The sequence below is a fragment of the Fodinibacter luteus genome (assembly GCF_039541575.1).
Lineage (GTDB): Bacteria > Actinomycetota > Actinomycetes > Actinomycetales > Dermatophilaceae > Fodinibacter > Fodinibacter luteus.
This window is the reverse complement of sequence record NZ_BAABGM010000016.1, coordinates 42,735-65,277: the sequence shown is the minus strand read 5'-3', so window position 1 is coordinate 65,277 and position 22,543 is coordinate 42,735. Positions and strand designations below refer to the sequence as shown.

The 22,543-nt window shown below is 73.5% G+C and carries 20 protein-coding genes; 9 read left to right on the top strand and 11 right to left on the bottom strand.

Annotation, left to right across the window (positions count from 1 at the left end; translation table 11 throughout):
- Nucleotides 1-11 precede the first annotated feature (11 nt).
- The 5 genes from rpsR to ABD899_RS13670 form a co-directional block, all read right to left on the bottom strand.
- A complete protein-coding gene (gene rpsR, locus ABD899_RS13690; protein WP_345206939.1) occupies nt 12-248 on the bottom strand; it encodes a 30S ribosomal protein S18 in 237 nt (78 codons plus the stop codon).
- Nucleotides 249-368: 120 nt separating this feature from the next.
- Nucleotides 369-941 carry a single-stranded DNA-binding protein gene (locus ABD899_RS13685; RefSeq protein ID WP_345206937.1) on the bottom strand — a complete coding sequence of 191 codons (573 nt, stop codon included), beginning with the start codon at nt 939-941 and terminating at the stop codon, nt 369-371.
- Between the two features lie 54 nt (nt 942-995).
- On the bottom strand, nt 996-1,283 hold the full coding sequence (gene rpsF / locus ABD899_RS13680) for a 30S ribosomal protein S6 (RefSeq protein ID WP_345206934.1): 288 nt from the start codon (nt 1,281-1,283) through the stop codon (nt 996-998).
- 31 nt (nt 1,284-1,314) lie between these two features.
- Nucleotides 1,315-2,700 (bottom strand): hypothetical protein, encoded by a 1,386-nt coding sequence (locus tag ABD899_RS13675; protein WP_345206932.1) that lies wholly within the window; start codon nt 2,698-2,700, stop codon nt 1,315-1,317.
- A 27-nt stretch (nt 2,701-2,727) separates the two neighbouring features.
- Nucleotides 2,728-4,968 (bottom strand): transglycosylase domain-containing protein, encoded by a 2,241-nt coding sequence (locus tag ABD899_RS13670; RefSeq protein ID WP_345206930.1) that lies wholly within the window; start codon nt 4,966-4,968, stop codon nt 2,728-2,730.
- 232 nt (nt 4,969-5,200) lie between these two features.
- Between ABD899_RS13670 and ABD899_RS13665 the strand changes: the two genes are divergently transcribed.
- Nucleotides 5,201-5,770, top strand: a complete 570-nt coding sequence (locus tag ABD899_RS13665; protein ID WP_425474971.1) for a PadR family transcriptional regulator — start codon at nt 5,201-5,203, stop codon at nt 5,768-5,770.
- A 76-nt stretch (nt 5,771-5,846) separates the two neighbouring features.
- Nucleotides 5,847-6,938 (top strand): inositol-3-phosphate synthase, encoded by a 1,092-nt coding sequence (locus tag ABD899_RS13660; protein WP_345206928.1) that lies wholly within the window; start codon nt 5,847-5,849, stop codon nt 6,936-6,938.
- Nucleotides 6,939-7,077: 139 nt separating this feature from the next.
- On the opposite strand, the gene ABD899_RS13655 is transcribed toward ABD899_RS13660, so the two are convergent.
- Nucleotides 7,078-7,839 carry a PP2C family protein-serine/threonine phosphatase gene (locus ABD899_RS13655; protein ID WP_345206926.1) on the bottom strand — a complete coding sequence of 254 codons (762 nt, stop codon included), beginning with the start codon at nt 7,837-7,839 and terminating at the stop codon, nt 7,078-7,080.
- Complete coding sequence (locus ABD899_RS13650; protein WP_345206924.1) at nt 7,836-9,317, bottom strand: CCA tRNA nucleotidyltransferase; 1,482 nt, start codon at nt 9,315-9,317, stop codon at nt 7,836-7,838. Before ABD899_RS13650 ends, ABD899_RS13655 begins: the two co-directional genes overlap by 4 nt.
- Nucleotides 9,318-9,487: 170 nt before the next feature.
- Between ABD899_RS13650 and ABD899_RS13645 the strand changes: the two genes are divergently transcribed.
- From ABD899_RS13645 to trxA, 7 genes are all read left to right on the top strand, one after another.
- Nucleotides 9,488-9,976, top strand: a complete 489-nt coding sequence (locus ABD899_RS13645; protein WP_345206922.1) for an NUDIX hydrolase — start codon at nt 9,488-9,490, stop codon at nt 9,974-9,976.
- A 9-nt stretch (nt 9,977-9,985) separates the two neighbouring features.
- The gene (gene murJ, locus ABD899_RS13640) at nt 9,986-11,794 is read left to right on the top strand and encodes a murein biosynthesis integral membrane protein MurJ (protein ID WP_345206920.1); all 1,809 of its coding nucleotides are present in this window, start codon (nt 9,986-9,988) and stop codon (nt 11,792-11,794) included.
- Between the two features lie 90 nt (nt 11,795-11,884).
- The gene (locus ABD899_RS13635; RefSeq protein ID WP_345206918.1) at nt 11,885-14,380 is read left to right on the top strand and encodes a protein kinase family protein; all 2,496 of its coding nucleotides are present in this window, start codon (nt 11,885-11,887) and stop codon (nt 14,378-14,380) included.
- 16 nt (nt 14,381-14,396) lie between these two features.
- On the top strand, nt 14,397-15,005 hold the full coding sequence (gene sigM / locus ABD899_RS13630) for an RNA polymerase sigma factor SigM (protein WP_345206916.1): 609 nt from the start codon (nt 14,397-14,399) through the stop codon (nt 15,003-15,005).
- Between the two features lie 82 nt (nt 15,006-15,087).
- A complete protein-coding gene (locus tag ABD899_RS13625; RefSeq protein WP_345206914.1) occupies nt 15,088-15,891 on the top strand; it encodes a hypothetical protein in 804 nt (267 codons plus the stop codon).
- A gap of 246 nt (nt 15,892-16,137) precedes the next feature.
- Complete coding sequence (trxB, locus tag ABD899_RS13620) at nt 16,138-17,076, top strand: thioredoxin-disulfide reductase (RefSeq protein WP_345207094.1); 939 nt, start codon at nt 16,138-16,140, stop codon at nt 17,074-17,076.
- Between the two features lie 73 nt (nt 17,077-17,149).
- Nucleotides 17,150-17,473, top strand: coding sequence for a thioredoxin (gene trxA, locus ABD899_RS13615; RefSeq protein WP_345206912.1), 324 nt, complete (start codon nt 17,150-17,152; stop codon nt 17,471-17,473).
- Nucleotides 17,474-17,572: 99 nt separating this feature from the next.
- Here trxA and ABD899_RS13610 read toward each other — a convergent pair whose 3' ends face one another.
- From ABD899_RS13610 to ABD899_RS13595, 4 genes are all read right to left on the bottom strand, one after another.
- On the bottom strand, nt 17,573-18,652 hold the full coding sequence (locus ABD899_RS13610) for a ParB/RepB/Spo0J family partition protein (RefSeq protein WP_345206910.1): 1,080 nt from the start codon (nt 18,650-18,652) through the stop codon (nt 17,573-17,575).
- Entirely contained in the window at nt 18,649-19,842 is a 1,194-nt protein-coding gene (locus tag ABD899_RS13605; RefSeq protein ID WP_345206908.1) for a ParA family protein, read from the bottom strand. The genes ABD899_RS13610 and ABD899_RS13605 overlap by 4 nt, the downstream gene beginning before the upstream one ends.
- 1,165 nt (nt 19,843-21,007) lie before the next feature.
- Entirely contained in the window at nt 21,008-21,706 is a 699-nt protein-coding gene (rsmG, locus tag ABD899_RS13600) for a 16S rRNA (guanine(527)-N(7))-methyltransferase RsmG (protein WP_345206906.1), read from the bottom strand.
- 42 nt (nt 21,707-21,748) lie between these two features.
- Nucleotides 21,749-22,519 carry a R3H domain-containing nucleic acid-binding protein gene (locus tag ABD899_RS13595; RefSeq protein WP_425474970.1) on the bottom strand — a complete coding sequence of 257 codons (771 nt, stop codon included), beginning with the start codon at nt 22,517-22,519 and terminating at the stop codon, nt 21,749-21,751.
- Nucleotides 22,520-22,543 lie beyond the last annotated feature (24 nt).

Sequence of the window (22,543 nt, the reverse complement as noted above, 5' to 3'; positions counted from 1 at the left end):
TTCTCGGGCGGTCAGCGGGACGAGCTCGAGTACGGCAGGAGAGCCATCTCGCGCGCGTTCTTGACGGCGTTGGCGATGAGGCGCTGCTCCTGAACGGTGACACCGGTCACCCGACGAGCGCGGATCTTGCCACGGTCGGAGATGAACTTGCGCAGCAGCGCGGCGTCCTTGTAGTCGATGTTCTCGACCTTCGCCGCCTTGAGCGGGTTGGCCTTCTTCTTGGGCTTGCGAATGGCGGGCTTGGCCATCGTGGTGCTCTCCTTCTGCCGGCGTGCTGCCGGCGGACGAGCCCTGGTCTCCCAGGGATGGTGTCGTTCGGTGATGGGGGGTGCGTCACCGTGGTGGCGCAGCCCCGGATGTCGGTCGGGTCAGAAGGGGGGCTCGTCGTAGCTCGGGGCCTGGCCCCAGCCACCCTGCTGCCCACCCTGCGGCTGCTGCGGCTGCTGGGGGGCCGGCGGGCCACCCCACCCGCCCTGGCCACCCTGCTGGGGAGCCGGCGGGGAGCCACCGGTGGCCCACGGGTCGTGCTGCTGGGCACCACCCTGACCACCGCCGAAGCCGCCCCCGGACCCACCGCGCTCGGCCTTGGTGACCTTCGCCGAGGCGTAGCGCAGCGACGGGCCGACCTCGTCGACGTCGAGCTCGACGACGGTGCGCTTCTCGCCCTCCTTGGTCTCGTACGAGCGCGACTTCAGCCGGCCCGACACGATGACCCGCGTGCCCCGATGGAGCGACTCGGCGATGTTCTCGGCCGCGTCGCGCCAGACGGAGCAGCGCATGAACAGGGTCTCCCCGTCCTTCCACTCGTTGGCCTGCCGGTCGAACGTGCGCGGCGTGGACGCCACGGTGAAGTTCGCGACGGCGGCCCCCGAGGGGGTGAACCGGAGCTCGGGATCGGCAGTGAGGTTGCCGACGATCGTGATGGTGGTCTCGCCTGCCATGGGTCAGGGGGCTCCTTCGTCAGTCGTTCCGACGGTGTGCGGTGTGGACGTCGCTCAGGCGCCGGGGCGCATCAGCTTGGTCCGCATGACCGACTCGTTGAGGCCGAGCTGGCGGTCCAGCTCCTTGGCCGTCGCCGGCTCGGCGGTGAAGTTGACGACGGCGTAGATGCCCTCGGACTTCTTCTTGATCTCGTACGCGAGGCGACGGCGGCCCCAGATGTCGACGGTGTCGACGGACCCGCCGTCGGTGGTCACGACCTTGAGGAACCGCTCCAGCGACGGCTGGACGGTCCTGTCGTCGAGCTCCGGGTCGAGGATGACCATGAGTTCGTACTGACGCATGCGTTAACCCGCCTCCTTTGGTCTGTGGCGGTCACGGTCCTTCCGTGACAGGAGGGTATGCACTGCTGCCGACAGGGCCCGGGGAGTTGTCCACAGGCCGCTCAGAGGGCAACCTGCTCAGGGTACCGGCCGCGGCGGGATCCCCCCAACTCGCGAAGGGGCGAGGCACGGCATCCGGCAGGCCTCCCGACACCCACGCCTGCCGGGCGACCCACCCGACGGCCACGAGCCGCAGCACGAGCGCGAGGGCGTACCACCCCGCCGGCAGCCCGTGGGTGGGGTCGGTCTGCGCGGTGAGGTGCCCGAAGAGCGCCACCGCGTGAACCGCCTCGGCGAGCGCCCAGACGAGGTGGTCGCGCCACCGCACCCCGACGAGGGCGACGAAGGGGACGACCCAGATCGCGGCGTACGGGGGGAACGAGGGAGCCGTCATGAGCACGGCCGCGACCCCGACGAGCGCGGCCGCCGCGACGACCGGGCGGGGCCGACGCCGGGAGAGCACGACGACGAGGGCCGCGGCGAGCACCCAGCCCAGCCCGGCGATGACGGCGACGTGACCGGGGCGCACCGGCAGGCCGGCCAGCGTGAAGAGGTACCACGGTGACCCCGGGCCCGCCCCGGCACCCGACCACGCGGCATACGGGCGGGCGAGGGTGCCGACGTCGAGCAGGGCCACCGGCACCGCGACGGCGAGGGCGGTCACGGCCGCCGTGCCGAGCAGGCGGCGCACGACCGCCCGGCCACCCGGGGCGGGCAGCAGCGCCGCGGCCAGCAGGACGAGCGCCGACACCGGGCCGGCGAGCAGCGCGAGACCGCCGGCGACGCCCGCGAGGCGCACCCGGGCGTGCGTCCAGGCCCACAGCGTGAGCACCGCGAACGCGAGCGGCACGAGCTCGGAGGACAGGAGCACCGTGAGGGCGAGCACCGGTGACAGGGCGAGGGCGACCGGGTCGGCGCGCGGGTGGTCGCGCACGGTTCCCACGGCGACGACGAGCCCGGCGAGGACGAGTGCGACGAGCACGACCCACAGGGCGAGGAACCACCGCTGCTGCGTGGTGCCGCCACCGGGCGCCAGCCCGGCGAGCAGGGCGGTGACCGCTCCCGACAGCGCCGGCTCGTCGAGTCGGACCGCCCCGGTGAGGTAGGCCGCGAGGCCCCGCCCGAGGTCGGCGGCCGGCAACGACTCCACGAGGGGGGAGGCGCACTGCCGCCACACCGGCGTCCCCCCGCGCCAGCCGGTCCCGAGGCACCCGGCCTGCCGCAGCAGCGCCGTCGCCAGGGGCAGCGCGAGCAGCAGGACGACTGGCGCGAGCGCCGCGAGCGGGCCGCCACCCGAGGGACGCAGCCGACGCCCCCGGGGACCACCGAGGGCGGTGGTCAGGCCCGGGGGCAGGACCGGCTCAGGCGCGGCGTCCACGCACCGCGGCGACGTCGGTGACCACCGTCAGTCGTCCTCCGGGGCGACCGGTTCGATCGTCCCGGTCGGTTTCGGCCCTCCGGGGTTCGGGTTGCCGTTCGTCTTCGACGGCTCGGGCTCCGGCTCGGGCTCCTTCTCGGTCTCGGTCTCCGACGGCGTCGGCGTCGCCGGGGGCGCGCTCGTCGTCGGCGGGGGGGCGTTCGTCGGCTCGGCCGGCTGGGGAGCCTGGGTGCGCGTCGGCGGCGGCGGGGGCGCGGCGTCCTTGTTGATGTTCGCCGGCTCGGGGAACTGCTCGACGTCGACGCCCTCCAGGGCGTCCTCCATGAAGGCAGTCCAGATCCGCGTGGGGTAGGTGCCGCCGGTGATGTCGCCCGACTCCGGCAGGTCCTCCATCGCGAGCTCCTCGCCGTCCTCACCGCTGCGGTACAGGCCGACGGCGGTCGCGAGCTGGGGGACGTAGCCGTCGAACCAGGCGGACCGGAAGCTCTCGGAGGTGCCGGTCTTGCCCGCGGCCGGGCGGCCGAGGTTCCGGCCGACGTAACGGGCGGTGCCGCCCTCGACGGGGTAGGTCATCGCGTCGATGACGTCGGACATGAGGTCCTTGTCGAAGACCTGCTGGGTCTGCGGCTCGACGGTGATCGGGGCGACGCCCTCGTCCTGGAAGCCGATCTCCTGGACGATGTACGGCTCGGCCCGCACCCCCTCGGCGGCGATCGTCGCGTAGGCGCTGACCATGTCCATGACGGTGACGTAGTCGGTGCCGAGCACGTTGGCCATGTTCGGCTCGAGGGGGCTGCGGACCCCGGCGTCCTCGGCGGCCTTCATCGACTTCTCGGGGCCCGCCTCGATGTTGAGGGCGGCGTAGACGGTGTTCACCGAGCTCCCGGTCGCCCGGCGCAGGTCGATCCGGCCGAACGACTCGTTGCCGAAGTTCTTGACCCGGCCGCGGCGCTCGGTGGCGCTGTCGGCGCCGGGTGACGCGAACTCCTCGAAGTACTGCGGGCTCGACCCGTCGTAGCGGGACCTCAGGCTGACGTCGCCGGTCTGCAGCGCGGCGATGAGGGTGAAGATCTTGAAGGTCGAGCCGGCCTGCATCTTGTCCTGGGTCGCGGCGTTCTGCTGGCGCTTGGCGTAGTCGGACCCGCCGTAGAGCGCGACGATGGCGCCGTCACCGGGCTTGACCGAGGCCATGCCGACACTGACGTCGTCCTCGGCGGGCCGCTCGTCCTTGATGGCCTTCTGCATCGCGGCCTGCTTGGGCCGCTCGATCGTCGAGGTGACGCGCAGGCCGCCGCGGTCGATGTCGGACTCGGAGATCTTGTGCTTGGTGACGAGCTCGTCCTTGACCATCTCGACGAGGTAGCCCGTCGTGCCGCCCTGCGAGCGCGGCTTGTACTTCACGAAGGTGTCGGGGAACGTCGCGGCGTCCCGGTCGGCCTGGCTCAGCCAGCCCTGCTCGACCATTGCGTCGAGGATGTAGCCGGAGCGCTCCTGCGCGTTGGCCACCTGCTCCTCGCCCAGGCCGGGGTCGTAGAGGGACGGCCCGCGGATGACCGCGGCGAGGAAGGCGCTCTCGGCGACCGTCAGCTTCGAGACGTCCTTGTTGAAGTAGGCCTTGGCGGCCGTCTGGATGCCGTACGCACCGCGGCCGTAGTAGATCGTGTTGAGGTAGTTCTCGAGGATCTCGTCCTTGGTCTGCTGCTGGTCGATCTTGACGGCGATGAGGATCTCGCGGGCCTTGCGCTCGATCGTGCGGTCCGAGGTGAGGAAGTAGTTCTTGACGTACTGCTGGGTGATCGTCGACCCGCCCTGGGTCGCCTGCCCACCCTTGACGGCGACCCACACGGCCCGGGCGATGCCCGTCGGCGAGATGCCCTGGTTCTGGTAGAAGTCCTGGTCCTCCGCGGCGAGCATCGCCTTCTGCATGTGCTCGGGCACCGTGGACAGCGGCACCGACTCGCGGTTGCCCTCGCTGTCCGACAGTCGCGCCATCTCGGTCTTGCCGTCGGCGTAGTAGACGATCGACGCCTGGGCCGTCGCGATCTCGTTCGGCGCGGGGATGTCGGTCGTCGCGTACGCGACACCGAGGCCGAGCAGGCCGAGGATGCCGAGCCCGAGCACCGCCCACAGCCCCCGGCGCAGCCACCTGCGGCCGGTCGAGGGCGATGCGGATGCCGTGGCGCGGCGGCCGCCGGAGCGGCTCGATGCCGCCTCGGCGGCAGCGGCCTGCCGGGCCTCGGCGCGGGTGCGGGGCTTGCGTTGACTCATGCGACTTCCGGGGAGGGAGCGGGGAGGAGAGCGGGGCGGTGCGCACGGGGAGGAGCGCACGGACCCAACGGCCAGTATGACCGCCTTCCTTGGGGAAACCTGAATCCGCCGTCGGCCGGCGGCCGGGCACGACCTCGAAACCGATGTATCGCACCGATATATCTGTGTTACCATCGACCTGACAAACGCCGCGTTTGTCAGGTCCGTTCTTGTCGTCGCCGAGGAGGCACCCGTGGTGAGCCGTCGCGCCCATCTCCTCGAGTTCGCCGTGCTCGGCCTGCTCCACGAGGGACCGACCCACGGCTACGACCTGCGCCGCCGGCTCAACACCGCCCTCGGCCCGTTCCGGGCGCTGTCGTACGGCACCCTCTACCCCGCGCTCAAGGGGCTGCTCGGCCGGGGACTCATCGCCGAGACCCCCGACCCGGCCGCTGCCCACGTGGGGAAGCGGGCCCGGGTCGTCTACGAGCTGACCGCCGCCGGCAAGGAGCACTTCGCCGACCTCGTCGCCCGCTCGGACGCCTCGGCCTACGACGACGACGGCTTCGACGTGCGCTTCGCCTTCTTCGCCCGCACCGAGCGCGACGTGCGGCTGCGCATCCTCGAGGGTCGCCGCTCCCGGGTCGAGGAGGACCTCGAGCGGGTACGCGCCGCCTCCGCACGCAGCCGCGAGCGGCTCGACGCCTACACCTCGGCCCTGCAACGGCACGGCGAGGAGACGACCGAGCGCGAGGTGCGCTGGCTCACCGAGCTCATCGACGCGGAGCGGCGCCACCCCACCGACCCCGGTCCGCAGCCGTAGCCGCCAGCCGGCGCGACCGGTCCCAGACCACCACCCACCGTCCACCAACCCACCACGACAACCCCAGGAGAAGCCCATGGGAACCATCCGCGTCGCCATCGTCGGTGTCGGCAACTGCGCGTCCTCACTCGTCCAGGGCGTGCACTACTACCGTGACGCCGACCCGACCCAGACCGTGCCCGGCCTCATGCACGTGCGGTTCGGTGACTACCACGTGAGCGACGTCGAGTTCGTCGCCGCGTTCGACGTCGACGACAAGAAGGTCGGCAAGGACCTCTCCGAGGCCATCAACGCCTCCGAGAACAACACGATCGCGATCGCCGAGGTGCCCACGACCGGGGTGACCGTCCAGCGCGGCACGACGCTCGACGGCCTCGGCAAGTACTACCGCCAGACCATCGAGGAGTCGGCGGCCGAGCCGGTCGACGTCGTCGCGGCGCTCAGGGACGCGCGGGTCGACGTGCTCGTCTCGTACCTGCCGGTGGGGTCCGAGCAGGCCGACAAGTTCTACGCGCAGTGCGCCATCGACGCCGGCGTCGCCTTCGTCAACGCCCTGCCCGTGTTCATCGCCTCCGACCCCGAGTGGGCGGCGAGGTTCGAGGCGGCCGGTGTGCCGGTCATCGGCGACGACATCAAGAGCCAGGTCGGCGCGACGATCACCCACCGCGTCATGGCCAAGCTGTTCGAGGACCGCGGCGTGCAGCTCGACCGCACCTACCAGCTCAACGTCGGCGGCAACATGGACTTCAAGAACATGCTCGAGCGCGAGCGCCTGGAGTCCAAGAAGATCTCCAAGACCCAGGCCGTCACCTCGAACCTCACCGGCTCGCTCGCCGGCAAGACCGAGGACCGCAACGTGCACATCGGCCCGTCCGACTACGTCGCATGGCTCGACGACCGCAAGTGGGCGTACGTCCGCCTCGAGGGCCGCGCCTTCGGCGACGTGCCGCTCAACCTCGAGTACAAGCTCGAGGTGTGGGACTCCCCCAACTCGGCCGGCATCATCATCGACGCGATCCGCGCCGCGAAGATCGCCAAGGACCGCGGCATCGGCGGCGCCCTGCTGTCGGCGTCGTCCTACCTCATGAAGTCCCCGCCGGAGCAGCGACCCGACGACCTCGGTCGCGCCAAGCTCGAGGCGTTCATCCGCGGCGAGGAGGAGCGCTGACCGCGCGCTGACCCACCGACCCGAGCGGGCGGCATCCGGACGAGACACACGCGTCCGGATGCCGCCCGCTCTCGTCGTGCGCCTCGAGTCGGGTGCTCAGGTGGTCGCCCGGGCCGCCAACTGAGCACCCGACTCGAGGTCACTCGGGGTCGACGGCCACGACGACGACGGAGACGTTGTCCCGGCCCCCGGCCCGCACGGCGGCCGCGACGAGCGCGTCGGCCGCGGCCTGCGGGTCCGGCGCGGCCGTGAGGAGGTGCTCGATCTCGTCGTCGGCCAGCTCGTTGGACAGCCCGTCGCTGCACACGACGAAGCGCTCACCCGCCGTCGGGGGCAGCACCCACAGGTCGGGCTCTGGCGCCGGGTCGGAGCCCAGGGCGCGGGTGATGACGTTGCGCAGGGGGTGGGTCGGCACCTCGTCGGCATCGATGAGGCCGGCCTCGAGGAGCTCGCGCACCTCCGAGTGGTCGCGCGTCACGAGCCCGAGCCCGCCCTCGGCGAGCCGGTAGACCCGCGAGTCGCCGACGTTGAGGACGACCCACTGCTCGTGGTCGCCGGCGTCGACGACGACGAGGCCCGTCGCCGTCGTGCCCATGCCCCGCTGCTCCGGGTGGGCGGCCTCGGAGCGCAGGATGTGCTCGTTCGCCTGCCCGAGAGCGCGCGTGACGTCGTCGGCACCCGCCGGCGGGTGCTCGTCGAGGGTCGCGAGCGCCTCGACCGCGAGCCGGCTCGCGACCTCACCGGCGGCGTGCCCGCCCATGCCGTCGCAGACGGCGAAGACCCGGCCGGAGGCGAGCAGGGCGTCCTCGTTGTGGTCGCGCACCCGGCCGACGTGGGTCGCCGCGCCCGCTCGCACGACGAGCCCGGTGCCGCGCAGCTCGCGCGGCGCCGACCCGCTCACGACCCGCTCCCGGCGACCCCGGACTCGGGCTGCTCCGCCCACCACCGCAGGAGGCGCTCGCGCGCGGCGTCGGGCCCGATCGGGCCCTCGTCCAGGCGCACCGCGAGCAGGTGCTTGTAGGCCCGCCCGAGGACCGGGCCGGGACGGATGCCGAGCGCGGCCGCGATCTCGTTGCCGTCGAGCTCGGGGCGCACCGCCTTGAGCTCCTCCTCCTCGAGGAGGCGCTCGATGCGGTTCTCGAGGTCGTCGTACGTCGCCGCGAGCCGCCGGGCCTTGCGCACGTTCCGGGTCGTGCAGTCGGCCCGGGTCAGGCGGTGCAGGCGGGGCAGCAGGTCGCCGGCATCCGTGATGTAGCGGCGCACGGCGGAGTCGGTCCACTGCCCCTCGCCGTAGCCGTGGAAGCGCAGGTGCAGCTCGACGAGGCGGGCGACGGCCTTCGTCGTCTCCTTGTCGAAGCGCAGCGCCCGCAACCGCTTGGCCGCGAGCTTGGCGCCCACGACCTCGTGGTGGTGGAAGGAGACGCCCCCGCCGGCCTCGAAGCGACGGGTCGCGGGCTTGCCCACGTCGTGCAGGAGCGCCGCGAGGCGCAGCACGAGGTCGGGACCGGGCACCGAGTCGGGCGGTCCCCCGGGTGGGCCCTCGAGGTCGATCGCCTGCTCGAGGACGGTCATCGAGTGCTCGTAGACGTCCTTGTGGCGGTGGTGCTCGTCGACCTCGAGCTGCAGGGCCGGCAGCTCGGGCAGCACGTGCGTCGCGAGGCCGCTCGCGCAGAGCAGCTCGAGGCCGGCGCGCGGGTGCGGGGCCAGCACGAGCTTGACGAGCTCGTCGCGCACCCGCTCGGCCGAGACGATCGCGATCGACGGCGCCATGTCGCGCATCGCCGCGTACACCTCGGGCGCGGGCACGAAGCCGAGCTGAGCGACGAACCGGGCGGCGCGCATCATCCGCAGCGGGTCGTCTCCGAAGGACACCTCGGGGGGAGACGGCGTGCGCAGCACCTCGGCGTCGAGGTCGCGCAGCCCGCCGTGCGGGTCGACGAAGGTGAGGTCGGGCAGGCGCAGGGCCATCGCGTTGACGGTGAAGTCGCGACGCACGAGGTCGTCGTCGAGCGAGTCGCCGAACGCGACGACGGGCTTGCGGGTCACGCCGTCGTAGGCGTCGGCCCGGTAGGTCGTCACCTCGACGACGGTGCCGTCGCCGCGGGCCCCGATCGTGCCGAACTCGCGCCCCATGTCCCAGGTCGCCGTCCCCCAGTCGCGGAGCACCGCCTCGGTCTCGTCCGGGCGGGCCGACGTCGTGAAGTCGAGGTCGGTCGCGGTTCGGCCGAGGAGGGCGTCGCGCACCGGCCCCCCGACGAGCGCCAGGTCGTGCCCGGCGGCCGCGAAGCGATCGCCGAGGTCGGTGAGGAGCGGCAGGACGGGCGCCAGGTGGGCGACCGCCCGGCGCAGCAGGGCGGTCGGCGGCTGACGGGTGGACACGAGGACCAAGGGTATGCGGCCGGCGCTCGGTGCGTGCCCGCCCGCGCCCGGTGCGTCCCCGCCCCCAGACGCGTCGTGCCCGCCACTCGCCCGGTGGGCCTGACTGCGCGGGTGGGGGGCGGCCCACCGTCGTCCCGGCCGGTGCGCGCCCCACTGGTTACAGTGACCAGATGAGCCACGCCGCCGCCGATCCGCCCGGGGTGCCCCCCCGGCGGCTCCCGGCGGTCGAGGAGCGCAGCGCCGGAGGGGTGGTCGTCGACGTCCACGAGGGTGAGGCACGGATCGCCGTCATCGCCCGGCGCAACCGGGCCGGGCGCGTCGAGTGGTGCCTGCCGAAGGGGCACATCGAGGGCGAGGAGACGCTGCCGCAGACCGCGGCGCGCGAGGTGGCCGAGGAGACCGGCATCATCGGCAAGGTCCTCATCGAGCTGGGCACGATCGACTACTGGTTCGCCGCCGGGGAGCGGCGTATCCACAAGTACGTCCACCACTACCTCCTCGAGGCCGTCGGCGGCTACCTCACGATCGAGAACGACCCCGACCACGAGGCCATCGACGTCGCGTGGCTGCCGCTGCGCGACGCGCACCGTCACCTCACCTTCCCCAACGAGCGGCGGATCGCCCGGGTCGCGTGGCAGCGGCTCGCCGGCGACGCCTGACCGCGCCGGATGACCGACCCCCACGACCCGGACGTCCGGCAGGTCGACCCCGACGAGGGTGGCCCGGCGGACGCTGCGGCAGGCGACGCACCCACCGCACCCGGCGCCCCCACCGCACCCGGCGCGCCCACCGCACCCGGCGCGCCCACGGCATCCACCGAACCAGCGCAGGTGTCGGGGCCGCGGACGACGCAGCCGAGCATCGGGCGATCCGGCGCGATCATGGCCTCGGGCTCGCTCGTCAGCCGGGCCGTGGGGCTGGTGCGCGCCGCCCTGCTCACCGGCGTCATCGGCACGACGGGCTACGCCGCCGACGCGTTCACCATCGCGAACAACCTGCCGAACCAGTTCTACATCCTCATCGCGGGCGGCACCCTCAACGCGATCCTCGTCCCGCAGATCGTCCGGGCCAGGCTGCGCCCCGACGGCGACGAGTTCGTCAACCGGATCATCACCCTCTCGCTCGCCCTGCTCGGGGTGGCCACGGTCCTGCTCACCCTCGCGGCGCCGCTGCTCGTGCGCATCTACTCGCGCTTCGACGACCCGGCCGCGATCCGCCTGGCCACGGTGTTCGCCGTCATCTGCCTGCCGCAGATCTTCTTCTACGGGCTGTACACGATCCTCGGCCAGGTGCTCAACGCCAACGGGCGCTTCGCGGCCTACATGTGGGCCCCGGCGATCGCGAACATCGTGGCGGTCATCGGGCTCGTGTGGTTCCAGCAGGCGGGTCTGCCCACGGGCGCGGCACCGGAGGACTGGACACCCGAGATGATCGGCATCCTTGCGGGCACCGCCACGCTGTCGATCGTCATCCAGGCCGTGTCGCTCATCATCCCGCTGCGCCGGATCGGGTTCCGCTACCGGCCGGTGTGGGGCATCCGCGGGCACGGCCTCGGCGAGGTCAGCAACGTCGCGAAGTGGACCTTCGGCTCGATCGTCGTGAGCCAGCTCGGCTACGTCGTCACGTCGAACGTGCTCACCGGCGCGACCCGGCGCGGCACCGAGCTCGGCGAGGACGTCGCCGGTCTCACCGCGTTCTCGCAGGCCCTGCTCATCGTCATGCTGCCGCACGGGCTCGTCACCGTCTCGCTCGTCACCGCGCTGTACACCCGGCTCTCCGAGGCTGCGAGCCACGGCGACCACCGGCTCGTGCTGCGCTACCACGACCAGGGCATGCGCCTGCCGTCGGTCATCATCGTGCCGGGCATCGTCTTCATCGGGGTCATGGCGCCCTACGTCGCGTCGACCTTCTTCTTCAAGAACAGCCTCGAGGAGACCCGGGCCATCGCCGTCGTGCTCCAGGGCCTGGTCTGGATGGTCGTCCCGATGGCCTGGACCTACCTCAACGACCGGGTCTTCTACGCCCACCAGATGACGTGGATGTCCTTCCGCCTCCAGTGCGTCACGACGAGCGTCGCGACCGTCGGAGCCCTCGTGGCGCTCACCCTGCACCCCTCCGTCACCGCCTTCGCGCTCAGCCTCGGGCAGTCCCTCGCCTTCGTCATGTCGGCGGCGGTCGGCTTCTGGGTGCTGCACCGCCGGCACGGGCACCTCGGGCTGCGCGGCACGGGGCTCGTCTACCTGCGCCTCGCCGCACCGGCCGCCGTCACGGCCCTCGCCCTCGCGTGGGCGGTGGGCGAACTCTTCCCCGACCTCGGCGAGACCCGTGGGGTGCCGGGGCTCGTCGCCGGCGCCCTCGTGCTCGCCGCGGCGGGGGTGGTGCAGCTCGGGGTCACCTGGGGCGTCGCCCGGGCGCTCGGGGTGCGCGAGATCTCCACGGCGCTCGATCCCGTGACGCGGCGGCTGCGTCGTCGCTGAGGTCGCAGTGCCTACTATGGGGCGGGGCACCCGTCGGCCGCGGATGGCGGGGGCGCCGCGCGCGCTGACCGACGATCGAGAGGAGCACCGGTGAGGGGTGTGGGTCCCGGCACCGTCCTCGGTGGCCGATACACCGTTCGCCGGCGGTTGGAGCAGCTCTACGACACCGAGCGGTGGTCGGCCGACGACACGACCCTGGGACGCAGCGTGTCGGTGCTCTGCATGGCCGCCGACGACCACCGGGCCGCCGCCCTGCTCGACGCCGCCCGCCGGGCCGGCTCGGTGACCCACGCCGTGTTCGTCCGCATCCTCGACGTCGGCGAGGATGCCGACGTCGCCTACGTCGTCGAGGAGGACCTCGGCGAGGCCCGCACCCTCGCCGCGCTCGTCAGCGACGGCGGGGTGCCCGGCGACGAGGTGCGCCGCCTCACCGGCGAGGTCGCCGCGGCCCTGGAGTCGGCGCGCCAGCGCGGCATGCACCACCTCGACCTCACGCCCGACGACGTCCTGCGCACCATCGACGGCGACGTGCGCCTGCGTGGCCTCGAGACCGCCGCCGTGCGCTCCGGCCAGGACGGCGCCGAATCCGAGGATGCCGCGCGGCGCGACGCCGTCGGAGTCGTGGCCCTCGCGTACGCCGGCCTCACCGGGCTGTGGCCGCTCGGTGCCGGGGACAGTGGTCTCGGCGCGGCGCCGCGGGTGCCCGGGGGGGTCGCCGCGCCGTCGGAGATCGCCGCCGGCGTGCCCCGCGACCTCGACGCGATCTGCCGCCTCACCCTCAACGACGACCAGGGGCCCACGAGCCCCGGCGACTACGCCCGGCAGGTGGCCCCGTGGCCGTCGCGGCAGGTGGCCGGGCGCACGGGGGCCCGTCCGACAGGCGCCGGTGCCGGGGCTGCCGGAGGTGCCGCCGCAGGAACCGTTGCCGCCGCAGGAACCGGTGCCGCCGCAGGAACCGGTGCCGCCGCGGTGGGGGTGGGGGCCGCCACCACGGGCGCGCCGGGGGTCGCCGACACCGGCTCGCCCGGCGACGACACCGCCCGCCCGGGGTCGGACCCGTCCGCCGCGAACGCGTCCCCGTCCGCCACGCGCGGGTCGCCGTCCGCCACGAGCGCGTCCCCCTCCGACACCCTCGAGCAGCCCGTCCTCCCCCCTGCCGACGAGCCCACCTCGCGCCCACCGGACGCGCTCGACGTCTTCAGGGATGCCGGTCCAGCCCGCAGCGAGACCGCAGGGCCTCCCGCGGCGGGCCGGCCGAGGAAGCGGCCGCTCGGGCGGCGGGGTGCAGCGGTGGGTGCCGGCGCCGCGGCTGCTGGTGGTGCCGTCGGTGGCGACGCGAGCGCGGGCGCCGCCACACCTGGTCCCGCCGGGGGACGTCCTGACGCCGACGGGCGCGGCGGAACACCGGCTGCCGCCGCTGCCGGCCCCACCGAGGGCGCAGATTCCGCCACCGGCGGTCCGGCCCACGCCGCTGCGGCGCGCGTCGGCGCGGCCGGCGTCGGCGCCACGACCGCAGCGGCCACGGCATCCGTGGCGCGCGCCCCGGCATCCGGCAGCCCTGCCCGTGCGGGCGACGACCACGTGGGCAGCACGACCGAGGCCACTCGCGTGCTCCCCCGCACCGAAGCGCCGGGGTCCCTCACGGCGGGCCCACCTGCCGTCGGGCCCGCTCGTCCCGCCGACCGCCGGGCCGAGCGCGACGCCGGAGACGGCTGGGACGACGAGCCGGGCACCACGTCCGGCGGCGACCGCGCGCGCGGTGCGGCTGCCGGTGCCGCCGTCGCGGGCGCGCTCGGGTCGGTCGGTGAGCGCGTCGGCGGCCTGGCCCGCCGGGCCGTCGACCGGGTCTCCGAGCTCAGCACCGACACGGCACCGCGGCGCACCGTCGACGGGCTCGAGGCGCCGGCCCCCCTCGTGCCCGCCGAGCCGCTGACCAAGGACGAGTCGAAGCTCGCGCTCGGCATCGTCGCCGGCTTTCTCGTGCTGGCGCTCGTCATCGGCATCTGGGGCGTGTCGCGCATCGGCTCCAACAGCGGGGACATCTTCGGTGGCACCGCGGCCCCGGCCCCCCGGACGACGACCGTGGCACCGTCCTCGCCGGCACCGTCGGACAGCGCGTCGCCGCAGCCGAGCGAGGGCACGGCCGGCCCCCCCGAACCGTTGGCCATCCTCAAGGTCGAGGCCTACGACCCCGAGGGCGACGGCGAGGAGAACAACCGCCTCACCCCACGGGTCTACGACGGCGACCCGGCCACCGGGTGGTTCTCCGAGAACTACCGGTCCGAGGAGTTCGGCGGACTGAAGAAGGGCCTCGGGGTCATCGTCGACCTCGGCCCGAACAAGAAGCCGCAGGCGGTCGAGCTCGTCATCCCGGTCCCCACCGACGTCGAGGTGCACGTCGGGCCCGACAACCGCCTCGACGGCGCGACGAAGATCGGCGAGAAGGACCGGGCCGAGGGCACCGTGCGGTTCGAGGTGCCCGCCGACGTCAGCGGTCAGTACATCGTCGTGTGGTTCACCGGCCTGACGACCGACGACGAGGGCAAGAACCGGGCCTGGCTCAACGAGGTCGTCGTCACCGGCTGACGCCGGGCGGTCCGGGATGCCTGACGACCTCACGACGCTCACCGACCGCGACCTCATCGCCCGACACGTCCACGGGGACGGCGGCGCGGCGTTCGGCGAGCTGTTCCGCCGGCACCGCGACCGCCTGTACGCCGTCGCCCTGCGCACGACGGCGAACCGCGAGCTCGCGGCGGATGCCGTGCAGGAGGCCTTCATCTCGGCGTTCCGGCGTGCCGACGCCTATCGCGGCGACGCCGCGGTGACGACGTGGCTGCACCGGATCGTCGTCAACGCGTGCCTCGACCGGATCCGCCGCGAGCGGGACCTCGTGCGCCGGGCCGGGGACCTCGGCGAGCTCGACCTCCCGGACCGTCACGACCACCACGCGTCAGCGGAGGCACGTGTCGACGTGCACCGGGCGCTCGCGCGGCTGCCGGAGGGGCAGCGCCTGGCGCTCGTGCTCGTCGACATGCACGGGCTGTCGGTCGCCGAGGCCGCGCAGGTGCTCGAGGTCGCCGAGGGCACCGTGAAGTCACGGTGCTTCCGCGGGCGCGAGGCCCTCGCCGCGCTCCTGCGACCAGGCGAGGGCGTCGGCGACACCGGCGGCGGCGATCCGTCGGCCCGGGAACCGGGGAGGGCCCCGTGACGTCCCATTCCCGGACCGCACCACGGGTGCGCCACCCCCTGTCCCGCTCAACTCCCCCCGAGGGCCCGTCCCGGAGGACCACGTGACCCACCCGCACGACGACACCGCCCCCGTCGAGCACGACCCGACGGGCATGCGGGAGCTGCTCGCGGCCCTGCCCGACCCCGGGCCGATGCCCGACGACCTCGTCGCGCGGATCACCCGGGCCCTCGCGGAGGAGACCGCCACGGGGAGCGGGCACGTCGTGCCGATGCCGCGACGGTCGCGGCCGCGGCTGCGCCACCTCGGGGTGGCGGCGGCCGTCGTGGGCGCCATCGGCCTCGGCGGCATCGCGCTGAGCGGCCTGCCCGGCGAGGTGACGGCCTCCCTCGAGGCGGGTGCGGGGTCGGACTCGGCGGTGAGCGACACCGCGGAGTCGGCCGCGGGCGGCACGGCACCCTCGGCCGGGGGCGAGGCGGCCGACGAGGGCGGCGGTGCTGACGAGGGCGGTGTTGACGAGGGCGGTGTTGACGACCGCTCGCTGCTCGTGCCGGGGTCCGGGTCGGGGCGGGTCGTCGTCGTCATGTCCGGCACCGGGTACTCCTCGGCCTCGCTCGCCACCTCCGCCCTTGCCCTCGGGCAGGGCGGCGCCGACCCGCTGCCACCCCTGGCCGCCGAGTCGCCGGGCACCGGGCCGATCGCCACTCCCATCGGCGCGCGGGCCTGTGCCGACGCCCTCGGGATCGCGCCGGCCGCCGGGATCCTCGTCGACGTCGCCGACGTCGACGGTCGGCCGGCGGCGGTGCTCGTCGTCGACGACGCCGACGGGCGCACGGCCTACGCGGTGGAGCGCTCGTGCACCACCGGCTCCCCGGGGCTCATCACCGGCCCGGTGGCGCTCGGCTGAGCGGCCGGTCGGCCTGGCACGGCCGCCCGTGGGCTCGGTCGACCCTTGGACGGCCGCCCCGTGGGCCCGGTCGACCTTCTGCGCCGCCCCGTGGGCCCGGTCGACCTTCTGCGTCACCCCGTGGGCCCGGGCGGTCCTCTTCGTTTGCGGCGGGGCGCGTCACCCGCGGGAACACCCCGGGCCTAGGATCGGTTCATCACCATGGCACCGCATGTTGCGGTCCGTACCCGCCACCACCACAAGGGGATGTGTCCTTTGACCTCGGACGTCCGCAACGTCATCATCATCGGTTCCGGCCCGGCCGGGTGGACGGCCGCGGTCTACGCCGCCCGGGCGAACCTCGAGCCGCTGATGTTCGAGGGGTCGGTCACCGCTGGTGGGGCGCTGATGAACACGACCGAGGTCGAGAACTTCCCCGGCTTCCGGGACGGCATCATGGGTCCGGACCTCATGGAGAACATGCGCGCCCAGGCCGAGCGTTTCGGCACCGAGATCATCACCGACGACGTGCAGTCGGTGCGCCTCGAGGACGACGTCAAGGTCGTCACCGACTCCGAGGGCACCGAGCACCGGGCCCGTGCGGTCATCCTCGCGATGGGCTCGGCCTACCGCGAGCTCGGCCTGCCCGACGAGAAGCGGCTGTCCGGGCACGGGGTGTCGTGGTGCGCGACGTGCGACGGGTTCTTCTTCCGCGACCAGGACATCGCCGTCGTCGGCGGGGGCGACTCGGCCGTCGAGGAGGCCACCTTCCTCACCAAGTTCGCCCGCTCGGTCACCATCGTGCACCGGCGCGACGAGCTGCGGGCCAGTGCCATCATGGCCGAACGAGCCCACGCCAACCCCAAGATCCGCTTCGCGTGGAACAGCGTCGTCGACGCCATCCACGGCGCGGACAAGCTCACCGGCGTCACGCTGCGCGACACCGTCACCGGCGAGACCCGGGAGCTGCCGGTCACCGGCCTGTTCGTCGCGATCGGCCACGACCCGCGCAACGAGCTCGTCAAGGGCGTCGTCGAGCTGGACGCCGAGGGCTACGTCCTCGTCGAGGGCCGGTCCACCCGCACCAACGTGCCCGGGGTCTTCGCCTGCGGCGACCTCGTCGACCACACCTACCGCCAGGCCATCACCGCGGCCGGGTCCGGCTGTGCCGCCGCCCTGGACGCCGAGCGGTTCCTCTCCCACTGACCCACGGCCCGTGTCGGACCCCTCCGGCAGGATCGGGCACCTCGCACCCACCCACCCGTTCGAAAGGATCCCCATGGGAGCCGTCTCCAGCACCTCCGACGCCAGCTTCGAGGCCGACGTCCTGCGCAGCGACAAGCCCGTGCTCGTCGACTTCTGGGCGCCGTGGTGCGGCCCGTGCCGCGCGGTCGCGCCGATCCTCGACGAGATCGCCCGCGACCACGACGAGGTCTCGATCGTCAAGCTCAACACCGACGAGAACCCCGCCATCACCGGTCAGCTCGGCATCACGAGCATCCCGACGATGCACGTCTACCAGAACGGCGAGATCGTCAAGACGATCATCGGCGCGCTGCCCAAGCCGAAGCTGCTCCGCGAGCTGGAGCCCTTCCTGGGCTGACCCGTGCCACTGCGTCAGGAGGCGCGTAACCCGGTGCGTTGCAACCGTGTTGCGCGCCTCTTGGCAATTCGGTGTGGACCGAGTGGTGCGGCCGGCCCGTCAGCCCTCGCGCCCGTCGCGCAGGTGCATCGCGTCGAGGATGCGGTTGAGGTCCTCGACGGAGGCGAACTCCACGGTGAGGCGGCCCTTGCGCTGGCCGAGCGCGATGCGCACCCGGGTCTCGAGCCGGTCGGACAGGTCGGCGGCGAGGTCGTCGAGCTGCGGCCGCCGGGCTCCGGCGCGGGGAGCGCGACGGGCGGGTGGCGTCGTCCCGTCGCCGACGGTGACGAGCTCCTCGACCGTACGCACCGAGAGCCCTTCGGCGACGACGCGCTGGGCCATCCGTTCCATGGCGCCGGCGTCCGGCAGCCCGAGCAGCGCCCGGGCGTGCCCGGCGCTCAGCACGCCGGCCGCGACCCGACGCTGGACGAGCGGCGGGAGCTTGAGCAGTCGGAGGGTGTTCGAGATCTGTGGCCGCGACCGTCCGATCCGACGGGCGAGCTCCTCCTGGGTGCACCCGAAGTCGTCGAGCAGCTGCTGGTAGGCCGCGGCCTCCTCCAGCGCGTTGAGCTGGCTGCGGTGGAGGTTCTCGAGCAGGGCGTCGCGCAGGAGGTCGTCCTCCTCGGTCGCCTTGATGATCGCCGGGACGACCTCCTTGCCGGCCTCACGGGAGGCCCTCCAGCGGCGTTCGCCCATGATGAGCTCGTAGCGCACCCCGTCGGCGGCCGTGCCGTGCGGGACGCGCCGCACGACGACCGGCTGGAGCACCCCGATCTCGCGGATCGAGTGGACGAGCTCGGCCAGCTCGTCCTCGTCGAACGCGGTGCGCGGCTGGCGGGGGTTGGGCCGGATCTGGTCGAGCGGGATCTCGGCGAACTCGGCGCCGGGCACGGGACGAAGGTCGTGCTCGCCGTGGGGAGGGGAGGCAGACGCGACGTCCTCGGCATGGTCGACGGGCGCCTGACCTGCGTCGTCGCCCGGTCCGAAGGCGGCCGGACCCGGCTGGCCCGGGGACGTCTGGGTGGGCTGCCCGGCATCCTGGTCGCGGAAGAACACGTCGACGGGACGGTCCGCAGCGGGCGCACCGCTCGGGATGAGCGCGCCCAGGCCTCGGCCCAGGGCGCGACGCTTCTCGCTCATGCCGACTCCTGCGTGGGCTGGTGGGCGGCGGCGCCGCGCTCGGCGAGCTCGACCGCAGCCTCGAGGTAGGACAGCGCGCCACTGCTGTTCGGGTCGTAGGTCAGCACGGTCTGGCCGTGGCTCGGCGCCTCGGAGATCCGTACCGAACGAGGCACGCTCGCCCGCAGGGTCTGGTCGGGGAAGTGCTCGCGCACCTCCTCCGCGACCTGGGCCGACAGGCGGGTGCGACCGTCGTACATCGTGAGCAGGATCGTCGAGACGTGCAGCCGGGGGTTGAGATGGCTGCGGATGAGCTCGATGTTCTTCAGCAGCTGCGAGAGGCCCTCGAGGGCGTAGTACTCGCACTGGATGGGGATGAAGACCTCGCTCGCGGCGACGAAGGCGTTGACCGTGAGCAGACCCAGGCTCGGCGGACAGTCGATGAGGACGTAGTCGACCCGCTCCCCCGCATCCTCGCGCTCCGCGACGAAGGCGCTGACCGCCTTCTGGAGCCGGGTCTCGCGGGCGACGAGCGAGACGAGCTCGATCTCGGCACCGGCGAGGTCGATCGTCGCGGGGACGCAGGTGAGGCCGGGGACGTCGGGGCACTCCTGGACGACCTCGGCGATCGGGCGCCCCTCGACGAGCACGTCGTAGACGCTCGGCACCTCGGCGTGGTGCTCGATGCCCAGAGCGGTGCTCGCGTTCCCCTGGGGGTCCAGGTCGATGACGAGGACGGAGCTGCCGGCCTGCGCCAGCGCGGCGGCGACGTTGACGGTCGTCGTCGTCTTGCCGACCCCGCCCTTCTGGTTCGCAACGGTCAGCACACGGGTCCGGGATGGACGGGGGACGCTGCGCCCGCTCAGCGTGATGCGCTTGCGTGCGTCGTCGGCGACGGCCTGGGCGAGAGGGGTCTCGTCGCCGGCGCCGGGCAGGGCGGCCGCGATCTGCTCACGCTCCTCGGTGTCGTCCTGGGCCCCGTCGGGCGTGCGGTCCTCTGCACCCGGTGCGGTCTGCGCCGTCGACGGCGTCGGAAGGCGCCCGGTGCCGGGTGCGGGTTCGGCTTCGGATGCCGCCTGGGCGGTTTCACGTGAAACGGTGTCGGGGCCGGGCCAGCCGAGCGGCGTCGTCGCCGGACCACCCAGCGCGGGAAAGCCGATTCCGCGGACGACGGTCCGGTGCTCCGGATCCTGGGTGGTGGCTGTGCTCACGCGTCTGCTTTCGTCGATGGTCCTCGGGCCCCGCCATCCAACAACACCATGCGGCGACACGCCAAAGCCGCGCCGGCCGACCTGTGGACGAGTGAGCGTGGCCGACCCGGCGGAGCGCGCCGCGTTTGCGGAGAGGCGCACCTCCCGGTGGGCGGGCGCGTCTCTTGCCTGCTGGCGGACCGCTGACCGCCCTGCGTGTCTTCATCGGGACGGGGCCGCGGCGGTCCCTTCGACAGCCTCCCTCCCGGAGCGCGGTCGAGGCCCTCGACCACGACGCGTACCACCTCCGGAGGGATGCCCTGACGACGTGTGACAGACAGGGGTCGGAGCTCTCGAGGCGTTCAGCGCCGTTGGAGGGTGGGCCCGCGACCGTGCAGCCCCGGTGGGAGCTGTCGGCCTGTCTGGAGCGCCGGCCGACTGGGTCCCGCAGGAACGCACCTGGATGCCTCCGTCATCCCTGGGCGTCCTGCGCGATCGGACCAGCGCGGTGCCCACCGCGGCGCCACCCCAGGAGGTCACCCGTCCGGCAGCACCGATCCGGTCCGTCGGGGCCACCCGCCACCGTCAGACCCACGCAGAGGCACGGCCGCACCTCGCGCCTCCGGCTCGCGACCATGGGCGATCGGACCACCCGTGCACCCCACCAAGATCGTGAGCCGAGCCACGTGGGCCGAGCCAGGTCAGGTCCGGGGACTCCACGTTCGACGGGGAGTCTGCCATCGAGCCGGGCAGAGACGTTTCACGTGAAACCTGCCACGGGCGAGGGCTTGCGCGTTGGCTGTCCGTGCCCGAAGACGCCGTTCATGGCCCGGGGCCCGGCCGCGTCCTCCCCGGTTCGCGCCGTCACGCCCGACGTGCCGCGCCCGGTCCGGGTCGGACGCCGGCTCGTGTTTCACGTGAAACACCGACCTCAGGGATCGCACTCGTCGGGGCGATCCGGGCTGCGGCGAGGCGGGACGCCATCGCTGGTGAGTCGAGCCTCCGCTGAGGCTGTCGGTGCGCCGGCCGTCGGGGGCCCGGCCTGCCCGGGCAGCGACGCTCATACGGTCTCGTGGTGCGTGCCCGCCCCGGTGTCTGTCGCGGCAGGCCACTGGACGAGGCCCTCGAGCACGCCGTGACCCCCGTCCCCGGGCCCGGGCCCATCAAGCACCGCGGCGCCACCCGCTCAGCGGCGTGTCGGACCGCGTCGGCGCTTCGTGGCCCCGGCCACCGCTCGCCGTGCTGAGGGCTGGGCTCTCCGCTCGAACCGCAGGTCGACCGTCAGGACCGGCTCGTCGAGCAGGCCGGCGCCGTGCTCGCTGACGACGGCGGAGGACAGTCCGAGCCGCTCGAGCGCCCGACGGTCCTGCGCCAGCTCCTCGGCCGCCGAGCGCCCCTTCATCGCGACGAGGGTCCCCCCGGGCGCGAGGAGCGGAACACACCACCGCGCCAGCTTGTCGAGGCGGGCGACGGCCCGAGCGGTGACGAACGGGGCGACGAGCCTGCCGGCGAGCTCCTCGGCGCGGCCCCGGTGCACGGTGACGTTGTCGAGCGCCAGGTCGCCGACGACCCCGTCGAGCCACTGGGTGCGTCGCAGCATCGGTTCGACGAGGTGCACGTCGAGGTCGGGTCGCACGAGGGCCAGGACGACGCCGGGCAGTCCGGCGCCTGACCCCACGTCGACGAGCCTGGTCCCCTCGGAAAAGGTCCCGGCGATGACCGCGCAGTTCATCACGTGCCGGTCCCACAGGCGCGGCACCTCGCGGGGACCGATGAGCCCGTGACTGACTCCGGTGTCCGCGAGGATGTCGGTGAAACGCACGGCGAGCGGCATCCGGTCGCCGAACACGCCAGCCGCACCCGGGGGTGCGGCTGGCGTGCTCACGGGACGGTCATCAGCACCGTCCTGTTTCACGTGAAACGTCGCCTATGCCGGGAGGATGACGACGTAGCGTCGCGGCTCGGAGCCCTCGGACTCGGAGGAGAGACCCGCCGCGAGGACCTCGTCGTGCACGACCTTCCGCTCGAAGGCCGTCATCGGCGTGAGCGGCTTCCGCTCGCCCGTGGTGCGCACCTCGTCAATGGCCTCCCGAGCGAGGGTGACGAGGGAGGCTCGGCGCTCGGCACGGTGGCCGGCCACGTCGAGCATGAGCCGGCTGCGCTCCCCCGTCGCGGACTGGACCGCGAGCCGGGTGAGCTCCTGCAGCGCATCGAGGACCTGGCCGTTCTGGCCGACCAGGCGGCGCGGAACGCGGCCGTCCTCGGAGTCGACGACCGACACGGCGGCGCGGTCACCGTCGATGTCGACGTCGATGTCCCCGTCGAGGTCGCAGATGTCGAGGAGCGTCTCGAGGAAGTCGGCGGCGACCTCGCCCTCCCTCTCGAGCTGGTCGCGGCGGCTCGCCGGGGCCGGGGCGGAGCCGGCGTTCGCCGTCCCTTCCTCGTCGTCGGTCTCGCCGCCGTCGGCGGACTCCACCGACTCGGCGGACTCCACGGACCCGACGGACTCGACGGACGCGGTGGACTCCGCCACCGCGGCGGCGTCCGGCGCCGAGTCCGACTGGTCGTCGAGGGTGCCGCCCGCGGCGTCGGGGGTGGCGGCGTCGCCGCCCGCGGCGTCGGGGGTGGCGTCGGGGGGGGTGGTGGCGTCGGCAGTAGCCTGCGTCATCTCGGGTTCCTGCGTGAGGTTCTCGCTCATGGGGTCTCCTGTGCTCAGGGGGGA